Raw genomic sequence first — 23238 nt, 5'->3', positions numbered from 1 at the left:
GCTAGATGTCCTGATTAAACCGGAGTGTCAAGTCATTAGCCTATTTCAAGTGACTGAGACAACTCAGCCATCTTAAAAGAACCGTTATGTCGAAGACTTTTTAGAAGACCGTGAACGATTTCCACCACGCTTATTAGACGAGCGTCGTGATCGTTTAGGGTGTCTTCGATTGGGACTATCGGACTTCGATGAAGATTGTTTTTCCCCCTCGTCCTCTTTACCTGATTTACTATCAACAAGTTTAGGATTCAGAAGATAGGAAATTGCTTCTTCCCAACTTGGAACGTTGGGATATTTATTTTTTGCTTCACTTTTATTTGGGTGTGAAGTGGACTCGTCTTCAGAAAGTTCTTCCAAGTCAGTTGAATCCGAACGGGACACTTTTTTACGTCTACGGGAGCGTCTTCGTGAAGGTCTCTTCGATTTGTGTTCTTCAGATTCCTCTAACTCTTCATCTTCACTATCAGTCTGGAGTTCGACATCTTCGTCTTCTTCACCTTGTTCGTCTTCAGCACCCTCGATGGTCTCCTGATTTTTACGAGAACGGGAACGCCTGCGTCGTCGACGCCTGCGAGGACGTTTTGTTTCCGTTGATTCTGCTTCTTCTTCACGTTCCTCAGCGACAGCTTCTTCTTCTGATTCGAGTTCGTCTTCATCAGAATCAAAGGCAACTTCCTCAAATTCGACTTCTTGAGAAATGAGCCCAAAACCGAAGGAATCGTCATCGTCTAGGCGCTCATCTGCTCGTGTTTGATTATTTTTTGCTGGTTTAGGACGAGACTTTTTCGCTCGAGGCTTCGCAGGTTTCTTCTGAGCAGGTTGCTTAGATTCAACAGTTTCGTCTATGGCCTCATCATCTTCTTCGGTTGCTTTTACGTCAGTACTTACAATAGCAGAATCATCTTCATCCCAATTCCAGCCATCAAGCGCGTCCCAGTACGTATCTTTTTCTTCTTCTTCGGCGTCATCTTCCTCTTCTATTTCAGTCATATTTGAAACAGGGGAGAACTCAACCTCGCTTTCTTCTAATTCCTCTTCGGCTTCAAAAACCTCGATGAACTCTTCTTCCAGCTCTTCCTCTTCAATTTCGAAGTCAGCCTCGGAATCAAGATCTTGTTCTGTGCTGTCGGCTGTTTCAGGAACTGAGGGACTGAATTCCTCATCTTCTTCAAATATGGATGAACCGAAATGATTGTCATCTATATATGCTTCTGATGAAGTCTCTGATACCGGTTGCTCAACCGGAGGTTCTTCTGCTGGAGTCTGTTCTTCAGAGGATGCTTCTTCGCCCTCATCCGTCAGTTCCTCTTCGATATTCGTAGGTACAGGCTCAACTTCTTGGTTGAAATCGATTCCAAACAGATCACCGGCGAGAGACTCCCAAGAGTCACCTTCGCCTGACGGATTGATGCCAAAAGGCTCTTTGCTTTTATTCATATGCGCAAAGTACACGTTCCCCGAGGATTTTTCAAGATTTGCCCCGGGGTGAATCAAGCTTCTCAGCGAAATTAGCGTCCTTTTGAGTATTCGATGTGTCGAATAACGGCCTGTAATTTACGGGCTTTTTCCAGCATCGCGTGATATCGAGGGACTTTCGAATAACCGATCTGCCGTGCCAAGAGATCTGCCTCTGAGCTGAGAATGACAGTACAGGGTATCGATTTTACCTTCAGAACGTTGGCAATTTCTCGATCTTTATCAAAATCCAGATGAACTGGCTCGAAGGCTTGATTGAGGTATTTAGCCATTCTGGGGTCAGAAAGTGTATCTTTTTCCAGCTTTCGGCAGTAAGTACACCAACTGGCATCAAAGACAATAAAAATTGGCTTATTGCTTTTTAATGAAGCTTGATGTGCTGTTTCCAGATCCGTATGCCAGTTAATAGGATCTTCCGTCTGACTTGCTGAACGCGTTTTCGTTTCTGCCTGAGAGAGATCGAAAAACAATCCCACTAACAGGACAGTCAATAAGCAAGTCAGGATCCATTGATTTTTAGTTTGAAGTCTTTGCATTTCTGTGACTCCTTCACAAGTACAAGCTGCAATTCCTTTGCAACTGACTCATATGAGTGATAATTTGATGACCCGGTTAAGAGAGCTGAACTTACAAAATCGTTATAACTCATCCATTAAGCTTTATCGGTAGGAGATGAGGATCTTTCATGAACGATTCGATCCGAAATTTCCGCATAATATGGACGTGGCCAGTAAAGTTTATCTAACCGGTAGAGCGCGGGCTCAAACGCCTATAAAAAAAGCCGTATCTGAGGGAAACACTTGCAGACGGAAGTGCACCATCGATTCGGCTTTACAAAAATACTGAATATAAGATCAGTTTTTTTGAGGCGTTTTGGGTTGAGACGGTCCTTTTGGTTTTGCTTTGGGATCTTTTGCTGTGCCAGACTCTTTTGTCTCCGTGGGCTGTTTGGCTGGCTTCTTTTTCGGTTGGGGGTCAGATTCCTTCTTCGAAGGACCTGGTTTCTTGTTGGGTGATGGTTTGGGTTTCCTAGAACCAGCATTTGGTTTTGGGGCTGGTTTACCATTCTTGGCTGCTGGTTTGCCAGCACCCGCTGGAGGAGTTGTTTTGCTGCTTTCCTCCTTGGGTTTCTCAATGGGTTCAATTAGTGCTTTGCGTGACATTCTCAGAGTTTCAAAGCTCTTAGCAGAAATCACATAATACCAGTCTGCAAAACGTTCATTCAGTTTTTGTACGATTTCATTACCCTTCACCACTTTCTCGTCATACTCTTTCAACTTCTTTTCATAAGTCTTGAGTTCTGACTGATACTTTTTCATCGCGATTTCGTATTCTTCTTCAGGTGTCGGTTTTTCTTCTTCTTTCTTTGTGTTCTCTTTAGGGGTGTCTTCTTTTTTGTCAGCAGGTTTGGTATCGACTTTCTTTTTATCTTCCGCCTTTTTTTCTTTGAGCCCCGCAGATTTTTGGGGCTCTTCTGGTTTTTGTGGAGGATCACCAACAAAGGAAGGATCAAACGAAACAGTCACGAATAAATAGCGACTGGTTTTTAAGGCACCATCATCCGTCTTTTCGTCTTCTTTTTCCTCCGAGTCTTTTTTTTCCTCTGAATCAGAAGCGTCTGCTTTTTCTTTTGGTTTTTCTTCTTTCTTTTTAGCGCTGTTTCCTGCTTCAATATCCAGAGTACTACCAGTAAATATTTCTCCGAAGTAGAGTGAATACAAGACGCCTTGATTTGTGGCGACAATCACTTCGCCTTCATTAGAGACCAGCTGTTGATTTCCCTGGGGGTCACTGGCCAGGATAAAACCCTTACTTTGCAGATCTACAAAATCGAGAGGATCAAGTCTCAGGTTTCCAGACGTTTTCAATTCCTTGGCAATGCCAGGAGGTTTGGGACGAATACCCTGGATTTTTAAATCGCTTAACGTATTGATCATCTGGTTGACATCACTGGTATTGAGCTTTTCGGTTTCTTTATTCAAACCTTCCAACTCCCAGGGATCAGTCGATTTTTTACGTTTCAGTGTGGCCAGTTCCCGGTTCACAATCCGCCGTTGTCGTTCGTCAATTGAATATTTATTGACAATGATTTCAACCAGCCGGTCTCGTTCCACTTTCAGCAAATCAGGTTCAATCCAGTCAGAAAATTCTGAGGAGAGATCCACATTGAGTTTGGTCCGATACACGGAGTCTTCGTCCACTTTGCGGACGTAATACTCGTTTGGCTGTTCAGGAACTTCCTTACCAATAATAAAATCGACCAGTGGTGCTCCGCCTTCTTTTGCGAGCGTCAGCCTTTGCCCGCGACCTTTGAGATTCGTATTCGATTCGTCCAGCGGGTCAATCACACCAAAGCGTTCGTGGTCACTTTTTCGTCTGCTTTCCAAAGCACCCCGCACAACGCCTACCAGTGACGCTGCGGTTTCAGCCAATTCGTCTTCCGCGTCAGCTGGATAATCGTGATGCGAGGGGATTTTCCAAACGCCGTCTTTGAATTCGACATTGAAGACTTTCAGGGTAGCAGAATCTTCATTGTAGCTCACAACACGCAACGATTTTGCCTGTGTTGGATCAGAAAAATCAGGATAGAATTCCTCTCCCACATTTTCATAGCCAGTTAATTGAGCCGGTTGAGATGCGCGATCAGTTATGAAAGCCGCTACTAAAGCAACGGCAGCAATCCCTACAAAGGTCAGTGTTTTGGTCGTTTCATTCATGGTAAACGATTTTACTTAAAAACGGTGGTTTCAATTGAATTCAATAGGACACAGTTTAACTTCTATTTCCAATTACAGGCTTATTTCTTCAATTTACCTGTGATTATTTCTTTAATCTTCGATCAGGAGAAATGTTCTGGTTTTCATTGCTCATTCTGAAAAACAGAAAGCAGATTCCTAACAGAATTGCCGGGAAGGGAGGCACAAGAATCGCATACCAGCGGATACGATCCTCAATTTCACGTATCTGACGCTCTGTCCTGGCTTTGATTTTCTCAACTTGTTGCTGTTTTTCCCGTTCAATCTTTGCTTCATCAACTTCCAGGCGTCGATTTTCATTTTCTTCAGCCATACGTAACATGATCTGCTTTGTACGATTGTCTAGAGATTTATCCTGCTCAATTTTGTCACGCTCGGCTTTCAAACGATCACGGGCATCTTGCAGTTTTGCTTCTGCATCTTTCGTCGCTTTTTCGCGTTCCTCGTTACGTTCTTTAACAAAGACCGAGGTTTCCCGTTCCACAAGCGTCAGTGTGCGATGCTTCGAACGACGTTTTCGTAGTGCAATATAGGAATCATCGCCCGCTAATTGATCGACGCAATTAAGTAAAAATGTCACATTATCAATCTTTAAGCCGAATGCCTGTCGTTCACGAATATTGAATAACTCATTAGAAATCAAGTCGGCATCAGCGACAAAGATGACATTAATGTTCTTCTCTTTTGACTTCGGTGTTGAAGTGATATGGGCTGCCAGCACATGGGCGTCAGAATCAATCTGCCGCGGTGGATCTTGAGCAATCCTAATCGAGTTGAAGAAGGGGCTGGTGATTTCTCCCCAATCTAAAAGTCCCGAGTTCGGCCCCGTTCTCAGTAGCGGTTCAAAATTGAGGTCTCTGCCTTTACGAGGACGAATGCTACCGGGGAAGAACGTCAAGATTTCCTGTAACCCACTGGTAATGTTACTGTCTAAATTAAAGGCACCCCTTGTACCACTTTTCGGGGTAATGAAAATCAACTCAGGACGAACGACTTCAGAAAATTCAGGATGAGGATTGAAATAATCGAATACAACTTCACCATTATTCCACGCAATCTGTAATACGTTGAGCAGCGAGGTCAATCTGCCTTCATCTGCTTTAGGGGTTGGAGGAGGTTGCCGCATTCCCATCATACCTCCGCCCGGGCTGGGTTTGGGCATACGTGGAGCGGCTTGAATACCTCGACCACCGCCAAAGACAGGCAGTGGGTCATCACAAATCAGCGTTGGTTTTCCTTTTTTCACGTAGTCGACCAGATTCTTTAATTGTGGTTGTGTCAACGAGGAAGGCAGAACAGCAATCAATACATCATATTCCGTATCACTAATGGGCGAGTCGGGAGAAACCTGTTGTACGCGGTACTGTTTCTTGAGCTCACTGACAATGAGCCAGGGGGGCTGGTTACCGCCTGCTGCCATATTAAATCCACCAAAGATGTTGGCATCGGTATTCAGGATTCCTACTGTCAGCCGATCATCTTTGGAGACGGTACGAATCGAACGCGTTAATTCATATTCAATGGGAGTTCCCACGTTAAAGAATGGAATGACAACTTCATCGGTACCACTTTTAACGACAGCTCCCATGAAGATCGTATCGACATAAGCACGACCGCCGCGTTCTGTTTGTACTTGTTGTGGAGTAATATTGAGCAGTCTGGCTTCTTCCTCTTCTTTACTGAAAGGTACGACATCAACAAACCGGACCTGTAATTTTTTCCCACCGATCTGATTGTATTCACGCAACAGGCCAATTAAGCGTTTGCGAATGGGGACATACTCTCGTGCAACATCGGGGCTGATAAATGCTTCAATTGTGACGGGATTCTTATCATCGATTTTCGAGATCAGATCCTTGGTTGTTTGTGACAGACTGAATACTTTTTCATTGGTCATGTCGATACGGCTGCTGCCATAAGAGACGATGACGTTCACACTGATCAAGATGACTGCCAGAGAAACCGTGCGAGCCAAAAATTGCAATCCCATGGAATTTTGTTCTTGAGAACTCCAGTGTCTGCGGGTAATCAGCACTCGGTTCAAATAAAGCATCATCACAGCCAGCGAGATGAAATACAGGATCGAGCCTAATGGCAGGACCCCTGTACCAAAATCTTGAAATTGTGTGACAAGGCTCAAACCCTGAATCAGATTATTACTGGGGGCGACCTGACCGATAAAAATGGGGATCGCACAGATGGCGGTTCCCAGAACAAAGGCAACGGTGGTGCTACTGGTTAATGCTGAAGCAAACATCCCTGCCGCCAGTAAAGACGCGCCGGCGAGCCAGTATCCAAAGTACGTGGTAAACATTAAACCGATATCCGGATTACCAATTCTCAATAATACCATGATGTGTGTGACGGAAAACAGGAGCGCGATCGTATAGACTGCCAGCACTGCAAAGAACTTGCCAAGTAAGACTTCGACATCGGAAGCAGGGAGTGTAAACAGCAACTCATCGGTGCCCATTTTCTTTTCATCAGCCCAGACGCTCATCGTAATTGCCGGGATAATGAATAGCAGCAATAAGGGGTACCAGAGAGTCAGTTGGTCCAGATTTGCCTGGTTGTTCGCGAAAAATTGTTGATTGAAGGCGGCAAAAGCACCAGCAACTACGAAGACGACAATAAACAGATAACCCAGCACTCCAGAAAAGTAACTTTGTACGTTTCGCTTGAAGATGGCCAGTACAACGTTGTTCCGCAACATAATAGAAGGGTCCTTACGTCAGCTTTATCATGAATTAGAATGAATCGGTTTAGAGTTTACGCGTGTGTCAATTTGTGGAAGCTGGTTTCCATATCATCCTGACTGCCACCGAGGTCTGATACAGATCCATCAAAAACAATGGAGCCCTGATTAATCAGAATCACACGACTACAGACAGCTTTCACTTCCTGGAGAATATGCGTGGAAAGCAGAATCGTTTTTGTTTTTCCCAGGCTGCGAATCAAATCGCGCACTGACTGATTCTGGTTCGGATCGAGTCCACTCGTTGGTTCATCCAATATTAAGATATCCGGGTCATGCAGTAATGCTTGTGCCATGCCTACACGTTGTCGAAAACCACGTGACAATTTCCGAATGGGTTTCTTCCAGACACTGCTCAAGTCGCATTTATCCATCACGAACTCTAGCCTGTTACTGAGTTCCGCTTTTGACATTCCTCGTACACCTCCGGCATACTTCAAAAAGCCTCGAGGTGTCATTTCTTCATAAAGTGGTCCATTTTCTGGAAGGTAGCCCAGTTTCTGACTAGCCTCAATCCGATGCGTACTCACGTCAAAACCACCCACGCGCGCGTGACCTTCACTGGGAGAAAGAAAGCCCGAGAGCAGTTTCATTGTGGTTGATTTGCCCGCGCCATTGGGACCGAGGAAGGCGGCCACCTGACCGCGGGGGACAGAAAATGTGACATCTTTTGTTGCAGTGAACTGACCATAGAATTTGCTCAATCCAATGGATTCGATCATCATCTCCTGAGCTGAACTGTTTGACTGTTCTGCAGGAGATTGCTGAACCTGTTCCGACATTGCAATAATACTCCCGATGATTGTCTTGTGGGTTGATTCAACAGAATAAGTCTATGTTTAGGGTTTCGTTGAAACTCAAAAGTCTTCGATTCGTAGCCAGTGAGGATGGCATGGCAAATTTACCGAACTTGTCCATTTTTAACTTGATAGCGTTAAAAACACAACGTAAGAGGGAGTCTACGTTTTGACTTAACTGAATTTCTTTTGTGTAAAAAATCATAAATCAAAAAAACTGATAAGTCTCTTTGACTACCTATGGTCTATTTTCAATGAAATACGACCAGCGGTTTCCTATATGATTAATATACAAATTTCATGATGTCCAGTCTTTTCGCTGGTGATTTTTGAAAAATAGTTTCTCATAAATCTAAAAATCAAAACATCAGAAATTAAGGGCATATGCCTATTAATACGGAGGCAAACCTTTTTCTGTTAGCAAAAAATTAGAATTTATTCGACGTTTTCTTCAGGTCCTTCCACCTGCTCAAAGAATTTCTGAACCTGATATTTTTCTTCAATGCCACGGCTCCATTCGTAGTTCGTCTGCTGTTGTTCCATCTGAGCTAGCGGGAGATAAGGAGAGAAAAAGAAGAATAAGTCTGTTTTTAGAAATTCCTGGTACATGGCAGTGAGCCCGCCCGAAGTCGAAGGGATACGATTCATTACTTTTACCACGTAGCAGATTGATTTATCTGCATTCATGACAACCGCTACATCACCGTTGTCCATGTTATCGAATACCTGTTCCATAAATTCATTCCCGGCACCATCAATGGCGCTAATACTGGATAACTCGGGACGAGGCATTGAAAACGGATTACTGGCTCCAGCAGTGGAAGTTCGCATCCAGCTGAATGACTCAGTCGTTTGAGTTAAGAGTTCTTCTCCTTCCTTTTGACCAGTTATCGTTTGACCTTTGAGCGCTTCGGCCATTTCTTTATCACCGGCATCGGTAATTAACTTTTTCAGTTCTTCTGCCCGTTTTGTGGCAATAGGGCGGGCACCTTCCATTTTTAATAGCTGAGTAATCGATTCCTGAGTTTCCGGGTCGGAAAATTTTGGAATCGTGGCATCAACATGTTTCACTTTCCAGTAAGCAATTAACGCACTTGAAAATGAGTCTTCTGCTTCATAGGTCGTGTAAAGCAACTCAAGGGGTGTCTCAAACAATTGTTCAATGACGGTTCTGGGTTGCGCAGTAAATTGATTGAGGCTGGGTTCTTTTGCTGTTCCCAGTGGATATTTTTCAGACTCTTCAATTTGCTGAGCCGACATCAGAGGAGTAATGTTGTAGATCAACTGGTGTTTGGCCGCATAGGCCTTCAATTTTTCTGTGATTTCTTTTGGTGTGGGCGGTGTTGTACCTTCCGCAGGGCTATTAATGAGGTAGCTAAGATCGTTCATGAAGATCACAGCAGCCGCAATTTTTTCCTTCATCAGAGCGAGAGTACGTTCTCTTAATAATTGATCACGAATTTCACTTTTTAAATCGTCGTCTAGTGGACGATAAGGTTCGAGTGGTGCTGGTGCTGTCGTAGGATTTTCTTTCTTATCCTCAACAGGCGGTGTATTAGGTTTCGTTGCGACCGTAGGTTTTTCTAAGGGCTTTTCATCTAATAGAGAAACAAATGTGGTGAGATCGGAATCAAGAGCGCTCGATTCCGCTTTCTTTTCTGTCGCATTTTGGGGCGTGGGGTCTTTGGGTTTGGTTTCTTTTGAGGGTTCTTTATCTGCTTTAGATGAGGGAGTCGTTTCTTTCGTTGATTTCTGATCATCGTTGACTGGTTTCACTGCTTCGATCGGTTGGTCTGGTGCAGAGGGCGCCTCCATGTCAGGCATATCCGGAATCGGATTGTTCTTATACAGCCGCTCTTTATTCACTTCATAAAATGCGGTGATTTCCTCTTCAGTCACAGGGGGGACCAACTTTTCAGTCTCTTCATAGTCGGCCATTAAATATTCTACTTCCACTTTTTGTGGTTGACGTAATCCTGGAGATCCGGGGCCTGTTTCATTAGGGAAGACCGCCTTGTATTTCTCAAAGAATGCTTGTTTTTCTGCTTCCGTAGGGGCAGGGACCTGATCTTCAAAGTCTTTGACTGGTAACGCGACCACTTCTAATTCTTCGCGCACGTTGAACTTTTTGTAGAAGTTCCAGTATTGATCGGGAGTCAGTGAAACTTCAGGCATGAGTAATCGAAATACGAGACGTGCTTTGAGTTGATCTTTGAAAATCGTATAGATCTGCCCTTCCGTTATCCCCATGCTTAGGCAGGTTTTTTGAAAGGATTCACTGCTGAGTTTATTATTGGTATAGCGTGAAATATATTGAGTCACTGCATCGTCAGAAACGATGAGATTCATTTTGTCAGCTTCTTTGCGGAACAGGAATTCCAGAATGATGTCATCTTCTGTATCCCGACCAAAACCAAACATATATCCACGTGGCGGTTGAGCACGCTGTCGTTCTTCTTCGGTCAATGACTCAAAGTAAGTCCTGACAATGAACTGATTCGCAATTTGCCGATTCCTGATGAGTTCCTGAAATTCCCGTTGGTCGATGTCACCTGCCGTAGTGGTCACAACCATCGCAGCACCAGGTCGGGGCATATATGCATAGCCCAAAAAGAAGCCGATAATGATACCGATGACAGCGAATAACGTTCCCTTGCCGCGATCTTTTCCCAGGTACCAGAATAGGGCGCCAAAGACCAGCATTCCTAAAATCGGTGGAAATTGCTCAGGTTTCAACTGGTCCATGACGATAAATGCGAACATTGCCAGGATGGTGAGCGGAACCATTAACACTTTTTGTTTTTTACGAAACAATTCCAGTGGCGAGGCCATTCTGTTTCCTTCTTCAGTCTGCAAGTCGAATGAAATCGAATTTTGGTAGTGAAAATTTGACTGCAACCATGTCTGATTGACGAGATCACTACTTTTCGTATCTTCAAATTGGAAAAGAGTTTTCTGTTTATTTTATGTGTTGTAATTTATTCGGGCCATTCGTGAAAGTCTTCTCTCAAAGAATCCTGTTGTTTCCTGGCTGATCTTAAGGCAAAAAGTACCTCATTCTGAGCGCACATTAGGAATGAAAAAATAAATACAGGCTTGACAGAGAGTTTTGTGGCGGTTATGGATTGCCGAGATAAAGTTTCAAACTGATCCGGCTAAAGTTCTCAAAGTACGAAAATAATGGCAGAAATTAAGCCGCGTATTGTATCCAAGATTACATTGGTGACAAGGTTTACGTCGGTTTCTCAGGAAGGGCAGGTCTGGTGGCAAAGAAAAAGCTGAAAGCATTGGTGATCGTTGAATCACCGGCCAAAGCCAAGAAAATCGGTGGCTATTTAGGCAGTAAATATCGGGTCCTGGCCAGTATGGGGCACGTACGTGATTTGCCTGCAAAGGCTTCTGATGTTCCTTCCGAATTCAAGAAAAAGCACAAATGGGCCACCTTGGGGGTCAATACCGAGTCAGAATTTGAGCCTTATTATCTGGTACCCAAAGAGAAGAAAAAGACGGTAAAGGAACTCAAAGACGCTCTAAAGGATGCCGAAGAACTCATTCTTGCGACTGACGAAGACCGTGAAGGTGAAAGTATCGGTTGGCATCTGACTGAGCTATTGAAACCAAAAGTACCCGTAAAACGCATGGTTTTCTCTGAAATCACAGAAGATGCCATTCAGGAAGCGATTGCTAATCCGCGTGAACTTGATTTGAATCTGGTCTCTGCCCAGGAGACGAGACGTGTACTGGACCGTTTGTATGGATTTACATTAAGCCCCCTACTTTGGAAAAAGGTTGCCCGTGGACTCTCTGCCGGGCGTGTGCAGTCTGTCGCGGTCCGAATTCTGGTCCAGCGAGAGCTGGAACGACTTGCGTTTCGAAGTGGTACCTATTGGGACTTGAAGGCATTATTAAAGACTTCCGATGGAGCCGAATTTGAATCGATGCTCTCAGCGGTCGGAGGCAAAAAAGTTGCCAGCGGTAAAGATTTCGACGAGTCCACAGGCAAGCTGAAGGCCGATGCGGATGTGTTGTTGTTGAATGAGCAGCAGGCAGACGAATTGCTCGAACGTGTCAAAAAGTCTGATTGGACTGTCACTTCAGTCGAACAACGACTGCAATCACGCAAGCCCCCTGCGCCGTTTACTACCAGCACGTTGCAACAGGAGGGGAACCGCAAGTTGAACATGTCGGCCCGTGAAACGATGCAGGTTGCGCAACGTTTATACGAAGATGGCCACATTACTTATATGCGTACTGACAGCGTGAATCTCTCGAATGAAGCGATTTCTGCATCGCGAGATCGGATTGAAGATTTATATGGTAAAGATTATCTCAACCCGGAGATAAGGCGTTTTGATACGAAGTCCAAAGGCGCCCAGGAAGCACACGAAGCGATTCGCCCCGCCGGTAAATCGATGAAAACGGCCGAAGAAATCGGACTAAAGGGACAACAAGCCAAACTGTATGCGATGATCTGGAAACGGACGATGGCCACACAAATGGAAGAAGCCAAGCTGCGTTTTCAAACAGTGACCATCACAGCCGATAATGCTGAGTTTCGTGCCACAGGACGCCATGTGGAATTTCCTGGCTTCTTCCGTGCCTACGTTGAAGGGGTTGACGATCCGGAAGCCGCTTTAGACGACAGTGAATCGATGCTGCCACCGCTGGAGGAAAATCAGGCCCTCGAAGCCAACCAGGTTGATCCCCTCAAGCACGAAACAAAACCCCCCGCGCGTTATACAGAAGCGACCATCGTGCGGAAATTGGAGAGTGAAGGAGTGGGTCGACCGAGTACGTACGCTTCCATCATCGGAACCATTCAGGATCGCGGCTATGTGAAAAAGTCAGGTAGCCAACTTGTGCCTACGTTTACCGCACTGGCAGTCACTCGCTTACTGGAACAGTTTTTCCCCAATCTGGTGGATCTACAATTTACGGCCGCCATGGAACAGGAATTAGACGATATCGCCGTCGGCGAAGGGGATCGTTTACCGTATTTGAACCAATTCTACCGCGGAAAAGAAGGCCTCGATGAACAGGTCAAATCCAAGGAAGAAACAATCGATGCGCGGGAAATCTGTACGCTTAATTTGGAAGGGATTGAGTCGGCAGTGCGTGTCGGTCGTTATGGACCGTATGTCACCGATGGCGCAGAAGAAGAACCTGTTTCCGCTTCGATTCCCGACAATATCGCACCAGCAGATCTCACCAATGAACTTGCAGAAAAATTGATTCGTCAGAAAAGCGAAGGGCCGAAGTCACTCGGGATGCATCCTGAAGAAAACACGCCCATTTACAAGTTATTTGGTCCTTTTGGTCCCTACCTGCAATTGGGAGATGTGATTGAGGATGGACCAAAACCAAAACGCGTCAGTATCCCTAAGACGGTCGACCCGGACACGATCGGTCTGGAAGAGGCGCTCAAATACTTGAGCCTGCCGCGTTTTTTAGGTGAGCATCCCGAAACAGGAAAGAAAGTCAACGCGGGCATTGGTCGCTTCGGTCCCTATGTCTTGCACGACAAGGTCTACAAATCTCTGACGAAGGATGATGACATTCTGACGATTGAGTTACCTCGCGCTGTGGAACTCTTAAAGCAGGCGCGTCAACGAAGTGCACCGACACCCATTCGTGAATTAGGAAAACATCCGGAAGACGAAGAAACGGTTGCCATTTTTGATGGTCGCTATGGGCCTTATGTGAAACATGGCAAAATCAATGCGACCATTCCCAAGGGGTACGAAGTTGAAAATGTGGTGCTAGAACAGGCGCTCGAATGGTTGGAAGCGAAAGCAGCTAAAAAAGGTACAAAGAAGAAGGCCGCCAAGAAAAAGACAACTAAGAAATCAGCGGGGACCAAGGCGAAAAAAACAGCCGCAAAGAAAACACCTGCCAAGAAAGCGAAAGCAGCTGCGAAGAAAACCACAAAAAAAGCGGCAGCCAAAAAGAAGACAACGAAAAAAGCAGCTAAGAAGAAATCCGCCAAGAAAAAAACTGCTGAATAATAACGGAATAGATCAAATTCAGGCAGACGCCTTAGACTGATCCAGGTCGTCTGTGGTTGGGTTGTTTATCTCTTGCTGGTCTTCTTCTTTGCACTTCTCTCGGTTTGCTGCATTGACTTCTTTATCGCTCAGATCAAATTCCTCAATCAGTTCGCGACGCCGAATTGTCACCTGACGGTCAAACTCTGAGAGTACATCCAGCGCACGATCACGCGAAGTCACCAGGCCGATTATCAAATACTGTGTAATCGCAATTCCATAACAGACCCAACCTACCGCATCAATGGCAATGGCAGAGAGGATCGCAAATACGGGAGAGGAACGGTTAATATGTTGGCACACAAGCCCTTTCAGGATAGCGCGCCATTGTTCTTTCAGCTCCCGAAAGATTCCGTATTCTTTTGATAATTTTAAAGTGGGTGGACCAGGATGAATGATCGAAAACAGTTCCTGATCGGGCATGGCTTCAATCACACCAATGGCCAACATGATGCGGAAACCCATTAAGATCCAGCCTTCAGTTCCCTGGAGACTCATAGGAACCCACCCAAACAAGGCGGCTTCCATGTTGGCTGTCGCAGCCAGCAGGAGCAAGGAACCACGAAACCACTGTTCGAGGTCTTTTTCCAGTTCTTCGTCAATTTCTTGAACGCGGATGACTTTACTGAGAATCAGATGGAAAATGGGGATCGCAATCAACCCGATAAAGAAACGTGTTAATGGTTTTAACAGGTTTCTAAAGTAGGGATTTGCAAACAGGATACGAAAAAATCCACCCACAATAGTTCCTAACTGATCGAATGGTAATAGCACGAGTTTTACTCCCTGACTGATGAAACGAAAACACCTCAATCAGGGATCAAAAAAGACTTCACTTTTCCAAGTCTATGGGGTATTTGATGATCTATTATGTATCAAAAACTATCAGTAAGACAAGGTACTTCTCAGTGGTTTAGTCTACCAGCGGATTTGCTGATAAAGCTGGAGTAAACGTTGGCCACGATTTGGGTTCAGTTGTTGAACATAGGCCACGCGACCGCGAAGATGACTGGCGAAATCGGGGTGACCTTTCCGGTTTTGGCTTGCAGGCCCCTTTCGAATGCAATTTGTGAGGATCGCTTTCAACAGATCGAATTCTTTGCGCGGCACATTCGTGTGTTCATTCACAACAACGCCAGTCACTTTTTGTTGTTGGTTATTTCGTAATACGCGTCGTTTCGATTGATTGACCTGAAATCGTTCCGACCGAATGATTTGCTCCACCAGTGGGATAAAGACACGCAGAGCACGCAAAAATTGATCGGAACCGGAAAAGGTTAAATCGTCGGCATAGCGTGTGTATTCTGCATCAAACGATCGCGCTAAACCTGAGAGCCTGACGTCCAGGGAAAATGCAGACAGATTCGCCAGTGCAGGGGATGTTGGTGCTCCTTGTGGAAGATGGCGAGAGAGATAAGGATAAAGTGGTCTCAGACTCCCATCAGGAAAAGGCATGCTCATGGGAATGGCAGAAGTTGTTAAACGTGCGAGCCAAAGTGAGACTTCGCGGCAATAGCCAATACTACGGTAAATAGAAACAACCCTTGAAAATTTGACGCTTGTATAAAAATTTTCCAGATCAAATTTGACAACCACGCGTTTACCGGTATGAGGTAATGCATTGGTCACGGAAGAATGGCCGGCAACAAATCCGTGTGCAGCCGGATGAACGGGGATTCTATTTAGTAAGTCCTTTAGAATTTGTTCCTGAGCTATTTTTATGAATGGTCTTGGTGCTTCAATCAACCGAAAACCATTTCGTTTGGGTAACCAGTGATAAACGTAGTGCGACTCTTTGACATCATCAGGGCGATCGAATTGATTAAACCGGTGTGTCAGCCATGCAAGCTTTCCGAGAGGGAACTCCAACCATTGGGAAAGTTCCAGTGGTGTGCAAAACCGAGGTAAGTTGTACTGATCGAGTTTTTCAAAATCAGTATCCTGAGCCATATCAAAATAATGACCAGTGCGAGATGCATAGCGAGCGAGTTCGTAAGGAGGAGATGAAACTTCTTCGAGTTCGGTTGTATCTGTTCGTCTGTTTTGACGATATCGAAAAGGTTTCAATCGAGGTTTTCGGTACGCACGTTGAGTCTTGTTCTGTTTCGAATAGGAATCAGTGGGAGTGACAGGTCGGCCTGATGATGAACCAAACAGGAGCCGGCGTATGAATTGAAATAAGCCCATTCAAAAATCCCGTGGTCATTCTGTTTACTGCGATTATCAGCAGGAATATGGCTTTATAAAAATAATAAAAAGATGGCCAGCGGGCCGCACAACCGATCCTGTGGCGAAGGGTTGCTACGATAAGAGTCTATCGTAGCGACCCTTCACATTTCGTAGAATGGTCAATACTTCTCCCACGGGGTATCCCCGCAGTACTCTAAGTGATCCGTCAGGATTCAGTTAGAGTCAGAACTTGTGCGACCCACTGCCCATCAAGACTGCAAATCGTATCCTTTTCGTGAACTGCGTCAATGTTAAGTCTTGTGAATCTGGATAAAGCCCCTATATTCCAACACGATTCAGTACTATAAACTGGTTTTATAAAACTGATACAAAAATTGTCTTTATGAGTGCAACGTGAACTGCAATTGCCCTGATTTTATGGCTAGGATACATTTAAAACAGAATTAAGAGGTTCCAGCGATGTGCATTTTCAGTAGAACGGTAGTACGCTGACTGATAATTCTTTGATCTCTGCTGGCTGCGAGTTCGCTTTGCAAAAGTAAAAATAGAAAGATAAGACGATGCTGGGAAACGTTAATCCCACCGAATTTGATTTACGTTTCTCTCTGTTTGGGATTCCAGTCCGCGTACATCCATTATTCTGGGCGGTGTCAGCGTTCATGGGGTGGAACGCCAATGATCCGAAAATGACGCTGATCTGGATTGCCTGTGTTTTTGTATCAATTTTGATTCATGAGTTGGGTCATGCCGTCATGGCAAAACACTTTGGTTGGCCCCCTGAAATTATGTTGTATCATTTTGGTGGTCTGGCTACGTTTCAGCCTTATTCGGGAATGACAACCCAGCGATCAATCATTGTATCAGCAGCAGGGCCATTGGCCGGTTTCGGACTGCTCGGAGCAGTCATGTTCTTTAAATACATTTCCATCAGATTTGGTTTTTGGAATAACTTGGGTCAACAAGGGGCAGTCTATGTTGGTACTACATTTCATTACTTGTATTTCATCAATTTATATTGGGGATTGATTAATCTCGCTCCCGTTCTCCCACTGGATGGGGGGCACATTTGTGAGGATATCTGCAAAGCCGTCAAACGTTACCGAGGTGATGTGTTGGCCATACAGATTTCAATGGTTGCTGCAGGTGCACTGGCCTTTTATTTTTTTAAAGAGCAATACCGCTTTGCAGGCATTATGTTTGCCTTATTTGCTTTTTTTAACTTTCAGGCATACCAACAGCGGAACAATCCCTGGTAGAAGTGTTTCTTGTGCTTAGAATCCGAGACCATCACCGTTGAGTTCGGCTGTTTTGACTGTGCCATCAGTAATGTTAAACATACCAGGATAAGAGCGTGCCCACTTTTTGTTTGGGCCAGGGCAATATTGGCGTCCATTACCTTCTATTGCAGCAATGGTTGGAATCCGAGCCGCTAAACTGGCAGAATGCAGGAAAGAATAACCGCAGCAAGTTAAATCCTGCACACAGAGAAACATATCAAACTTCTGCGCGGCAGCTCCCAAAAACAGAGATTCCGTTTGACCTTTGCAGGCTTTTAAAGCGACACCTGAATAACCCAGGTCGCGACTTAGTAACAGCGAATCATAGTCGACCAGAGATTCATCAATAACCACTGGTTTGATCTTGGCTGCTTCATGCATTTTATTTTCCGGATTGGCTTTGAGGTCCCGATTTGTGGGTTGTTCGATATATTGAACTCGATCAAAGGCAGCCGGTGTCTGCTCGCGTATCTTGTTTAAAAAGTCGAGAACATAATCTACATTTTCACATTTCTCATTAAAATCCAGCGAGTAAAACCAGGTATCTTGCCCTCGTTCTCCTTGTGCTTTGACTGCTTCATTTTCAATAGCAATCACACGGCTGATATCCCAGTCGAGATTATCGCCAGAGAGCTTGATTTTGAGATGGGTCAGCCCGTCTGCTTTGATCCACTCTCCCAGTGTCTCGGGTAAACCATCATCAATGCGTTCAGAAACATCGGCTTCAGTAATTGGATCTAGCGCTCCCACAAGATGGTAGAGCGGCAGCGTTGGTTTGGGATCTCGGAGTGTGTACTGATCCAGGTATTCTCCCTGGAATTGATCGTCCAGGTATTCCGTCAGATCATAATTCATATATTCCGAGGAGAGGCCATTATAGCTGTTGATATGATTCGCGCGTCCAAAACCATCATGAATAGCTGCATCTAGTGGACTGGATGCGACAAGCTGGGCCAGCTCAGGAATTTCCTCCTCAAGGCCTAGTTTTTTCGAAAGTTTTTTTCCCATGAAATGGTATTCAGCCGAAATGTGATACATCAGATCAATCGGGTGCGCAATTTCCGGACAGATATTTGCAATTTCGACAGCTTCTTCCAGGAAAGCTATCATGGCCTTCAGGCCGTCATCGGGGCTGACAACAGTTGATGGCCAGGCCCAGATGTTTCCAGCAGGCATGCTGCCAATTCCGATACCCTGTTTTCCATTGCGTGTTTCAACGACGACTTCCACATTTAACAGGACACTGCTGTCCATTACTCGTCCACCGAATTTCAGAGGGGTACGAAATGGAACTTCTTCAGTTGAAAATTTCGCCTCAACAATTTTGATATCAGTTGACTTGGACATCGCTCTGTAATTAATCCTTCATGCTGCGTGATAAACCATTGCAATGGTTTATTTTTTGTTTTGTAGATCATCTGCTAAAATGTCAATTCCTAAGTTGATTTTATAACCATTTCGTTCAATCTTCAAGAAACGAATGCGATTCATTCTCGCTTGTGAAAAAACGGGAAAAAAGGGAGTTTTCTGTTTTCATTTCAGGCCATAGCTTGTTAAAGACAGCTTTCGCGTTGTTTTCTCTCCGGGAATCCGCTTGAAAAAGCCGCGAATACTGGACGATTCTCTCAGCCAGTGACTGTAGACAGGATTGGTGGTTCTCTCCGACTCCATAAACTGAACAGATAGGAGAACCGTTTTGAATGTCTGTTCCTGGATGGGGGATATCAGCGAGTTCCGGGATTTGGTAAAGGTCTTTTGACAAATTGTGGTTCCAATCAATGTAAGGGCAAGTCATATCCTGAGCCGCGTAGAGAATCCCTTTGGCAATTTGTGGTTGCGGTTGGTTTTGGGCTTTTAGGAGCAGTTTCCGTAGTTGTAACGGTGTCTCAAGATTTATCTTTTGCTCTTCAAAGGTGCGACAGGCGGCCATGTGCCAATATAGGATTGGAAGCTGAGATTGTAGTTCAAATAATTCAGTTATCGCTGTATAGCGCGGGTTAACTTCATTCAACCAGATCCGATTTTCTTGCATTGGATCCAGGATCAGATCGCAGCCAAAAATGCCCTGTATGTGACACTTCTGTGCAATCGTTTGCCCCAGTTCCACAATTGCTTGATTCCATGAGGCAGGAACCGTTTTGAGAGTCATTCCGCCACAAAATTGAAATGGTTTCGCATTGAGAGCGGCATTTCCAATAAATTGCATGGAAATACCCACTAAAACAGAGATGTGGTGAAATGCTATAAACAGGGCCGAAAGTGGAATTCCAGGTTGGTAGCGCTGTACATAGCAAGCTTTGTTTCTAAGAGACTTTGAAGAGTTAGCGTCCACAAAATGGATTCCGTGGCCTCCTGAACCATGTATTGGTTTACTCAACCATTTCAAATTACCATCTGGCTTGGAATCAGCCTTAAAGCAGGTGGGGGTTTGGACTTTTGCTCGCGCCAGGATTTCTTCCAGAAAAAAAGGATCTCGGGCATAAGATAGACTTTCTGGATCACAGCCTCGCAGATGATGTTTTCGACTGATTTGCTCGATGAAGTTCGGATGATTTTCCATTCCCCCAGTATAGATCCACTCCATTGAAGTATGTTCGTCAAGGGCCTGCAACCAATTTGAGTCATCGCTTGTTTTGGGGAGTACTTGCGCAATTTCACGAAGGTCCTGGTCGGCATATTGATCTACACAGAGCGGTTGGAATTGGGCACGCAGGGCAGAACATGCGGCAGCTCGTGTGCTCGCTCCAACAATGAGTAGCTCAGGGTTCTTTGGAATTTCTATTTGTTCTTGTTTATTCATCAAATTGTGATTTGGGGGAGTAGGAGATAATAATTTTATGAGGATTTAGTGTGAATTCTAGCGGATTACTGGCAATTCTGTTCTTAAATTGTTATTAAATAGGACAGGCTACGAATGATCCAAGGCGAATCAAAACGAGAGTTTGCTTCGTCGTCCCTCCAGGACTGCGGTATTCGTGATCCGTTTTAATTTGTGCACTGCACATAATTGTAAGAACCTAATACGAAATGGAGAACGAAGAATGTCAATGTTTGTCGGTGAGTCACTTGTTGGTGAAGGTAATGAAGTTTCTCATATCGATTTATTGATTGGTGACAAAAATGGTCCTGTCGGAGTGGCTTTTGCAAATGCTCTCTCCAGCCAGAAAATGGGACATAGCAATCTGCTTGCGGTACTCTCACCTAACTTGGCTGTGAAACCTGCTACAGTTATGGTGACAAAGGTAACTATTAAAGGGGCTAAGCAAGCAGTTCAAATGTTTGGACCCGCTCAGTACGCTGTTGCAAAAGCTGTTGCAGACAGTGTTGAAGCAGGTGTCATTCCCAAAGACCAGTGTGAAGATCTCGTGATTGTCTGTGGTGTATTCATTCACTGGGAAGCAGATGATGACAAGAAGATCTTTGATTACAATTATGAAGCCACCAAGGAAGCAATTGCTCGCGCCATGAAAAGCGAGCCTTCTGCTGACGAAATGCTAGCCAAGAAGAGTGAAGCCTCGCATCCCTTCTACGCTGGATAAATTTCTGATGAGGTGGAAAGATCGAATTCAGACCCCTGTTCATTTAGAGCAGGGGTTTTTCGTTCTGTCTATTACAATTTCCTGGCTTTGATGAGTTTCAGAACTAACATGAAAAAGATTTTGATTCAACTGGATACTGATGCGCAGCCCAGCACATTTGATCGTGTTGTCGCCATCGACGCTGGTGTTGATGAGTTGATGAGTTACGGTAATATCACGCCTGAAAATGTGACACCGTTGGTACATGGAGCGATGTTTACTCGCGGGGCTAAAGACCTGCATCACACGGCGTTGTTTGTGGGGGGGAGCCAGATTCAGGAAGGGGAGACACTCTTTCAAAGAGTTCAAGAGTTGTTTTTCAGCCCGGTTCGTGTCTCCGTAATGATTGATTCCAATGGCTCCAATACGACAGCGGCCGCTGCAGTCTTGGCGGCGGGGAAGCATCTCAACTTTTCTGAAACGACTGCATTGATTTTGGGAGGAACCGGTCCAGTTGGTCAGCGTGCAGCACAATTGCTGGCAAAACGCGGGGCAAATGTGATTGTGGCTTCCCGTTCTGAAGAGCGCGCTCAGGCTACCTGTGATGCAATTACGACTGTTGTGGAAGGAGCACAATTAAAAGCCCTCTCTTTAAAAGACCACAAGCAGATTGAAGCAGTCAATCAGGATACAAACCTCATTATTTCCGCTGGTGCAGCGGGGGTGAAACTGCTCCCGGCAGCCTGTTGGAAGCCGATGAAGCAGCTTAAAGTTATCATTGATTTGAATGCGGTTCCACCAGCGGGGATAGAGGAAGTTGACGTGATGGATAAGGCTACAGATCGGGAAGGGGTTCTCTGTTACGGAGCGATTGGAGCAGGAGGTACAAAGATGAAGATTCATAAAGCGGCCATCCAAAAGCTATTTGAATCGAATGATCTCCTGCTTGACACCGAAGAAATTTACCAGATTGGCGTTGATCTCAAAGAATAAATGCTACTTAAGAACTGGAGAATGAACGATTCAGGTTGCATCGACTCTCTGAGTCTCGATAGAATTGGTGAGTTGAGAATACACTTCCAAATAAGGGAAATGCGTTTTGTAAGCTCTTGGAGCTATAGCAGTTTAACTTCCGGATCATTTTCATGTATGACGATGCCACCATTATGAAACGCGTCTGTGCAGGAGAGTATCTTCTGTTCGATGAGTTGGTGATACGTTATCGTAAGCGTCTGTTACGATTTGCCTGGAGTAAATTCGGAAAATTTTCAGCGGCTGAAGATTTGGTGCAGGAAGCATTTTTGTCTGCATTCGCTGCCCGTGAGACCTATAACCCTTCATTTGCATTTTCGACGTGGCTCTGGACTATTTTTTTAAACTTGTGTCGTCGTCATTATAAGCGAGAACAGCGTTCGCCGCGTGAAATTAGTCATTCGTCAATGACTGATGATGTTGTGATACCAGAACCCAGTTCGTCAGAGACTCCCTTACAAATTGCCTTGAAAACGGAACAATTTGCGCTATTGGCGCGATACCTGCATGAATTGCCGGAAGTGCAAGCCGATGCGTTGCGATTGCGTTTTTTCGGCGGAATGAAATTTACTGAGATTGCTTTAACCATGGATTGTAGTTTGTCTGCAGCAAAAATACGTGTGAAAAACGGATTGCTTCAACTGGCTCATCGTTTTTCTGAAGCTTCGACTTCGGAAGGAGATGCATCATGAACTGTGACGAAGCGTTTGATCTAATTACTCATCCCACTGATCACAATTGCGAAGAGTTGCAATGGCATCTTCAATTGTGCTCTCGCTGTCGGCAGATGAAAGAAACTCTTGCGCCAGCATTGGATACATTTCATCAGATTCTAGATGCTGATATGGCAGTCGATGATTTTAACGAGTACGGTACTGATCTTCATCAGACTCAGGATCAGAATTCGTCCGATCTTTTCCCACAAGCTGGGCATCCATTTTTGTCTGCAGAATCTGTACGGATGGCGGATCAAGCGGCAACACGTTTAAGGGCAGAAGCAGAATCGCCTCAACTTACAAAACGGTCTGCAAAATCAAAGCTTTATCAAAGACGGCTTATGAACGCAGCATTGATTCTATTTGCTGGAATTCTAATGGGGTGGGGAGTTTCTACATTTGCTCCCGAAAATCACATCCCCATAGGAGCAAATAATTTACAGAAACAACAGTCTTGCCTCTGGATCACCCAGCGTGAAGAGAAAGCGAATCGAACTTTCCGGACAGAAATGGATAAAATATCAGCCAGCAATGTGGTTTTGTCCTGTGTTGCCTGTCACTTAAGTTCAAACACTGACTAGCAAGTGGATCTGATTATCGTCAATCAATTCAGTCAATTCACTTCACTTCGCCTTTTCGGTCTCCATTTCTCGTGCTCTAAGCGCAACAAAATTTGT

General features: G+C 44.9%; 16 protein-coding genes. 6 read left to right on the top strand and 10 right to left on the bottom strand.

Going from position 1 to position 23238, the window contains the following annotated elements:
* Positions 1-84: 84 nt before the first annotated feature.
* The 6 genes from V144x_RS22675 to V144x_RS22650 form a co-directional block, all read right to left on the bottom strand.
* Positions 85-1437: a hypothetical protein gene (locus V144x_RS22675; protein WP_144988463.1), complete on the bottom strand. Its 1353-nt coding sequence runs from the start codon at positions 1435-1437 to the stop codon at positions 85-87.
* A gap of 71 nt (positions 1438-1508) precedes the next feature.
* The gene (locus V144x_RS22670; RefSeq protein ID WP_144988461.1) at positions 1509-2012 is read right to left on the bottom strand and encodes a thioredoxin family protein; all 504 of its coding nucleotides are present in this window, start codon (positions 2010-2012) and stop codon (positions 1509-1511) included.
* 318 nt (positions 2013-2330) lie between these two features.
* A complete protein-coding gene (locus V144x_RS22665; protein ID WP_144988460.1) occupies positions 2331-4193 on the bottom strand; it encodes a DUF4340 domain-containing protein in 1863 nt (620 codons plus the stop codon).
* Between the two features lie 103 nt (positions 4194-4296).
* Positions 4297-6945, bottom strand: coding sequence for a Gldg family protein (locus V144x_RS22660; RefSeq protein WP_144988458.1), 2649 nt, complete (start codon positions 6943-6945; stop codon positions 4297-4299).
* 56 nt (positions 6946-7001) lie between these two features.
* Positions 7002-7769, bottom strand: a complete 768-nt coding sequence (locus V144x_RS22655; protein ID WP_144988456.1) for an ABC transporter ATP-binding protein — start codon at positions 7767-7769, stop codon at positions 7002-7004.
* A gap of 450 nt (positions 7770-8219) precedes the next feature.
* Entirely contained in the window at positions 8220-10616 is a 2397-nt protein-coding gene (locus V144x_RS22650) for a SurA N-terminal domain-containing protein (RefSeq protein ID WP_144988454.1), read from the bottom strand.
* A gap of 431 nt (positions 10617-11047) precedes the next feature.
* On the opposite strand from V144x_RS22650, the gene topA reads away from it, so the two are divergent.
* The gene (topA, locus tag V144x_RS22645; RefSeq protein ID WP_197998587.1) at positions 11048-13789 is read left to right on the top strand and encodes a type I DNA topoisomerase; all 2742 of its coding nucleotides are present in this window, start codon (positions 11048-11050) and stop codon (positions 13787-13789) included.
* A gap of 18 nt (positions 13790-13807) precedes the next feature.
* Here topA and V144x_RS22640 read toward each other — a convergent pair whose 3' ends face one another.
* Together V144x_RS22640 and V144x_RS22635 are read right to left on the bottom strand one after the other, a co-directional pair.
* Positions 13808-14602 carry a DNA topoisomerase I gene (locus tag V144x_RS22640; RefSeq protein ID WP_232102607.1) on the bottom strand — a complete coding sequence of 265 codons (795 nt, stop codon included), beginning with the start codon at positions 14600-14602 and terminating at the stop codon, positions 13808-13810.
* A 144-nt stretch (positions 14603-14746) separates the two neighbouring features.
* Positions 14747-16015, bottom strand: a complete 1269-nt coding sequence (locus tag V144x_RS22635; protein WP_144988452.1) for a reverse transcriptase family protein — start codon at positions 16013-16015, stop codon at positions 14747-14749.
* A gap of 563 nt (positions 16016-16578) precedes the next feature.
* Here V144x_RS22635 and V144x_RS22630 point away from each other — a divergent pair.
* Positions 16579-17274: a site-2 protease family protein gene (locus V144x_RS22630; RefSeq protein ID WP_144988450.1), complete on the top strand. Its 696-nt coding sequence runs from the start codon at positions 16579-16581 to the stop codon at positions 17272-17274.
* 15 nt (positions 17275-17289) lie between these two features.
* On the opposite strand, the gene V144x_RS22625 is transcribed toward V144x_RS22630, so the two are convergent.
* Positions 17290-18642, bottom strand: coding sequence for an enolase C-terminal domain-like protein (locus tag V144x_RS22625; protein WP_144988448.1), 1353 nt, complete (start codon positions 18640-18642; stop codon positions 17290-17292).
* A 115-nt stretch (positions 18643-18757) separates the two neighbouring features.
* A complete protein-coding gene (locus V144x_RS22620; RefSeq protein WP_144988446.1) occupies positions 18758-20095 on the bottom strand; it encodes an ATP-grasp domain-containing protein in 1338 nt (445 codons plus the stop codon).
* 241 nt (positions 20096-20336) lie between these two features.
* Here V144x_RS22620 and fae point away from each other — a divergent pair, with 241 nt between their 5' ends.
* From fae to V144x_RS22600, 4 genes are all read left to right on the top strand, one after another.
* Positions 20337-20834 (top strand): formaldehyde-activating enzyme, encoded by a 498-nt coding sequence (gene fae, locus V144x_RS22615; RefSeq protein ID WP_144988444.1) that lies wholly within the window; start codon positions 20337-20339, stop codon positions 20832-20834.
* Positions 20835-20942: 108 nt separating this feature from the next.
* Positions 20943-21806, top strand: coding sequence for an NADP-dependent methylenetetrahydromethanopterin/methylenetetrahydrofolate dehydrogenase (locus V144x_RS22610; RefSeq protein ID WP_144988442.1), 864 nt, complete (start codon positions 20943-20945; stop codon positions 21804-21806).
* A 152-nt stretch (positions 21807-21958) separates the two neighbouring features.
* The gene (locus tag V144x_RS22605; RefSeq protein ID WP_144988440.1) at positions 21959-22537 is read left to right on the top strand and encodes an RNA polymerase sigma factor; all 579 of its coding nucleotides are present in this window, start codon (positions 21959-21961) and stop codon (positions 22535-22537) included.
* Positions 22534-23142 (top strand): hypothetical protein, encoded by a 609-nt coding sequence (locus tag V144x_RS22600; RefSeq protein ID WP_144988438.1) that lies wholly within the window; start codon positions 22534-22536, stop codon positions 23140-23142. The genes V144x_RS22605 and V144x_RS22600 overlap by 4 nt, the downstream gene beginning before the upstream one ends.
* The last annotated feature ends 96 nt before the right edge of the window (positions 23143-23238 follow it).

This window comes from Gimesia aquarii (genome assembly GCF_007748195.1).
GTDB lineage: Bacteria > Planctomycetota > Planctomycetia > Planctomycetales > Planctomycetaceae > Gimesia > Gimesia aquarii.
Note: the sequence above shows the minus strand (reverse complement) of the source record. Positions and strands in the feature narration are given on the sequence as shown.

Bases quoted from the DNA above. Each gene is read 5' to 3' on its own strand.
- V144x_RS22610 (WP_144988442.1), top strand. From the start codon at position 20,943: ATGAAAAAGATTTTGATTCAACTGGATACTGATGCGCAGCCCAGCACA.
- V144x_RS22675 (WP_144988463.1), bottom strand. From the start codon at position 1,437: ATGAATAAAAGCAAAGAGCCTTTTGGCATCAATCCGTCAGGCGAAGGT.
- fae (WP_144988444.1), top strand. From the start codon at position 20,337: ATGTCAATGTTTGTCGGTGAGTCACTTGTTGGTGAAGGTAATGAAGTT.
- V144x_RS22635 (WP_144988452.1), bottom strand. From the start codon at position 16,015: ATGGGCTTATTTCAATTCATACGCCGGCTCCTGTTTGGTTCATCATCA.
- V144x_RS22620 (WP_144988446.1), bottom strand. From the start codon at position 20,095: ATGAATAAACAAGAACAAATAGAAATTCCAAAGAACCCTGAGCTACTC.
- V144x_RS22650 (WP_144988454.1), bottom strand. From the start codon at position 10,616: ATGGCCTCGCCACTGGAATTGTTTCGTAAAAAACAAAAAGTGTTAATG.
- V144x_RS22630 (WP_144988450.1), top strand. From the start codon at position 16,579: ATGCTGGGAAACGTTAATCCCACCGAATTTGATTTACGTTTCTCTCTG.
- V144x_RS22665 (WP_144988460.1), bottom strand. From the start codon at position 4,193: ATGAATGAAACGACCAAAACACTGACCTTTGTAGGGATTGCTGCCGTT.
- V144x_RS22605 (WP_144988440.1), top strand. From the start codon at position 21,959: ATGTATGACGATGCCACCATTATGAAACGCGTCTGTGCAGGAGAGTAT.
- V144x_RS22670 (WP_144988461.1), bottom strand. From the start codon at position 2,012: ATGCAAAGACTTCAAACTAAAAATCAATGGATCCTGACTTGCTTATTG.
- V144x_RS22660 (WP_144988458.1), bottom strand. From the start codon at position 6,945: ATGTTGCGGAACAACGTTGTACTGGCCATCTTCAAGCGAAACGTACAA.
- V144x_RS22655 (WP_144988456.1), bottom strand. From the start codon at position 7,769: ATGTCGGAACAGGTTCAGCAATCTCCTGCAGAACAGTCAAACAGTTCA.
- V144x_RS22600 (WP_144988438.1), top strand. From the start codon at position 22,534: ATGAACTGTGACGAAGCGTTTGATCTAATTACTCATCCCACTGATCAC.
- V144x_RS22625 (WP_144988448.1), bottom strand. From the start codon at position 18,642: ATGTCCAAGTCAACTGATATCAAAATTGTTGAGGCGAAATTTTCAACT.